This is a genomic window from Mycobacterium sp. TH-M116 (assembly GCF_057473685.1).
In genome coordinates, this window is sequence record NZ_JBYCLC010000075.1 from 1 (window position 1) to 1,758 (window position 1,758).

Genomic DNA, 1,758 nt, shown 5'->3' on the forward strand with positions numbered 1-1,758 from the left:
CGCTGGCCTATCTGCAGGCCGGCGCCCGGGTGGCCGTCGCGGCAAGGCATGCCGAACCGCTGGAGAGGGCGGCCGCCGACCTCGCCGCTGCGGGCCAGCACCACCGGCAGTGGGAACCGAAGATACCGCTCGGACGCATCGGCCGGCCCGATGAGCTCACCGGCCTCTACCTGTACCTGGCCAGCGAGGCATCCAGCTACATGACCGGCTCCGACATCGTGATCGACGGCGGCTACACCTGCCCGTGAGTGTCGGTCAGGAGCCGTTGACGATCCACTGCCGCGCCTGCTCCAGCTGCCCGCCCGGGAAGTGCCGGATCTCGGCGGACACGAAATGGGAGGTCAGGTGCTCGGCCACGTCGCCGAGGGGCGAGTCGGTGACCACCGCGATCTTCTTGACGTGCTTGTGGTGCTCGCGCACGAAACGGAAGTGGGTCACCATCGAGCCGAAACTGTCCCATCCCGGGAACGACGATGCGCTGATGATGAGGCCGGCGAGGTCGCCGTGGGCCTCGATCTGCGGGTCGACGGCCTTGGCGAGTTCAACGAAATCCGCTTTGTCCAGGGCCGACTTCGGTCGCACCTCCAGGATGGAATGCTCGGTGTCCAAGTCGTATTCGATCATCGTGTGCTCCTGAGGGATCGTTGGTGGATCGCTGCCGCCATGATGTCGGGAACCGGCCTGCGCGGATAAGGGCCCAAAGGCATCGGTCGACGGCGCGAAGTGCCCTTCACCCCTCCAGCTGACCGGCGATCCCCCGCTCGATGCCGGCCTGCGTCGAGGCCGGCAGCACGATGAGGCCGTCGAGTTCCCTGCCGGCCCGTTCGTAGGCGTTCTGCCGCTCCTGTGGCGACGCGGCCCGGTCCGAGGCGACCCGCAGCAGGCTCTGGGCACGCGCGATGCGTTGCTGGTCGGCTCGGGAAAAGTCGTTGCGGCGTCGCCGCTTCGCCTCGGCCTCGGCGATCTGGAACGCGGTCACGTAGTCCTCGACGGCGCCCCGGTAAAGCGCGGCGGCCTCCGGGTCGTCGAGCAGGTCCTCGGCTTTGACCGGACGCAACAGGTCGGCACGGAGTTTGGCCTTGTGGAACTCGACGGTGAGCGGGTCTCGCATGTCGGTCATGACCGGGAAGTCCAGCAGCTTCGCGACGTCGAGTTCGTAGTCGAGCCAACGGGTGTCGGTGCGGGTGTGTTCGGCGATGACCCGCCGCAGCATCCGCCACTGCGCGGCCTGGTCGGTGCCGGAGGCGGGGCGGGAGGCCGCATCCGCATCGCCCCGTGCCCCGCCCCGCGGAGCTTCGGTGCGCTGCCTGTTGGCCGTGAACGCCTTCACCGCGGCGACGACAACGCCCGCCAGCGGCAGGATCACGATCAGCAGCTCGGCCAGCCGGAAAATGACGCCCACCCGGCCAGGATGCCATCTCCGGGCCCCGGAACCGCCCCAGCGCCACCCGGGCGTCAGCCATTGGGCGGCCGAGGCCGGAATGTCGCGGGTGTCATGCGAATCTGGACGGGTGGCGCTGGCCGACGCGGCGAACTTCTCCAACGCCGATGAGCACGGGGCCGGCGCCCTCTACGGGCTGGACACCGCCGCGATGGTGCGCTCTGCACGCGCCGGCTGCGCCGGCGCTCGGTGATGTTGGCTTCCTGACCACGCGGCCGACACCGCCCAGTGATGTTCTTGGCCCGCGTCGACGCCGTGCTTTCCCCATGCGGGATCGTGCCGAGCACCAGGCCCTGCTAAAGGCGCGTGCCGACATG

The 1,758-nt window shown here is 69.3% G+C and carries 4 protein-coding genes; 2 read left to right on the forward strand and 2 right to left on the reverse strand.

The genetic code is table 11. The annotated features are described in order from the left end of the window. Positions 1–248 (forward strand): SDR family oxidoreductase (locus AC2VOK_RS03675; protein WP_428899273.1); only part of this gene is annotated, 248 nt, incomplete at its 5' end. A gap of 7 nt (positions 249–255) precedes the next feature. On the opposite strand, the gene AC2VOK_RS03680 is transcribed toward AC2VOK_RS03675, so the two are convergent. Continuing rightward, positions 256–624 (reverse strand): SpoIIAA family protein, encoded by a 369-nt coding sequence (locus AC2VOK_RS03680; protein WP_428899274.1) that lies wholly within the window; start codon positions 622–624, stop codon positions 256–258. A gap of 106 nt (positions 625–730) precedes the next feature. Beyond that, on the reverse strand, positions 731–1,402 hold the full coding sequence (locus AC2VOK_RS03685; protein WP_428899275.1) for a hypothetical protein: 672 nt from the start codon (positions 1,400–1,402) through the stop codon (positions 731–733). Positions 1,403–1,511: 109 nt separating this feature from the next. On the opposite strand from AC2VOK_RS03685, the gene AC2VOK_RS03690 reads away from it, so the two are divergent. Next, the gene (locus AC2VOK_RS03690; protein ID WP_428899276.1) at positions 1,512–1,634 is read left to right on the forward strand and encodes a hypothetical protein; all 123 of its coding nucleotides are present in this window, start codon (positions 1,512–1,514) and stop codon (positions 1,632–1,634) included. Positions 1,635–1,758 lie beyond the last annotated feature (124 nt).

Bases quoted from the DNA above. Each gene is read 5' to 3' on its own strand.
- AC2VOK_RS03680 (WP_428899274.1), bottom strand. From the start codon at position 624: ATGATCGAATACGACTTGGACACCGAGCATTCCATCCTGGAGGTGCGA.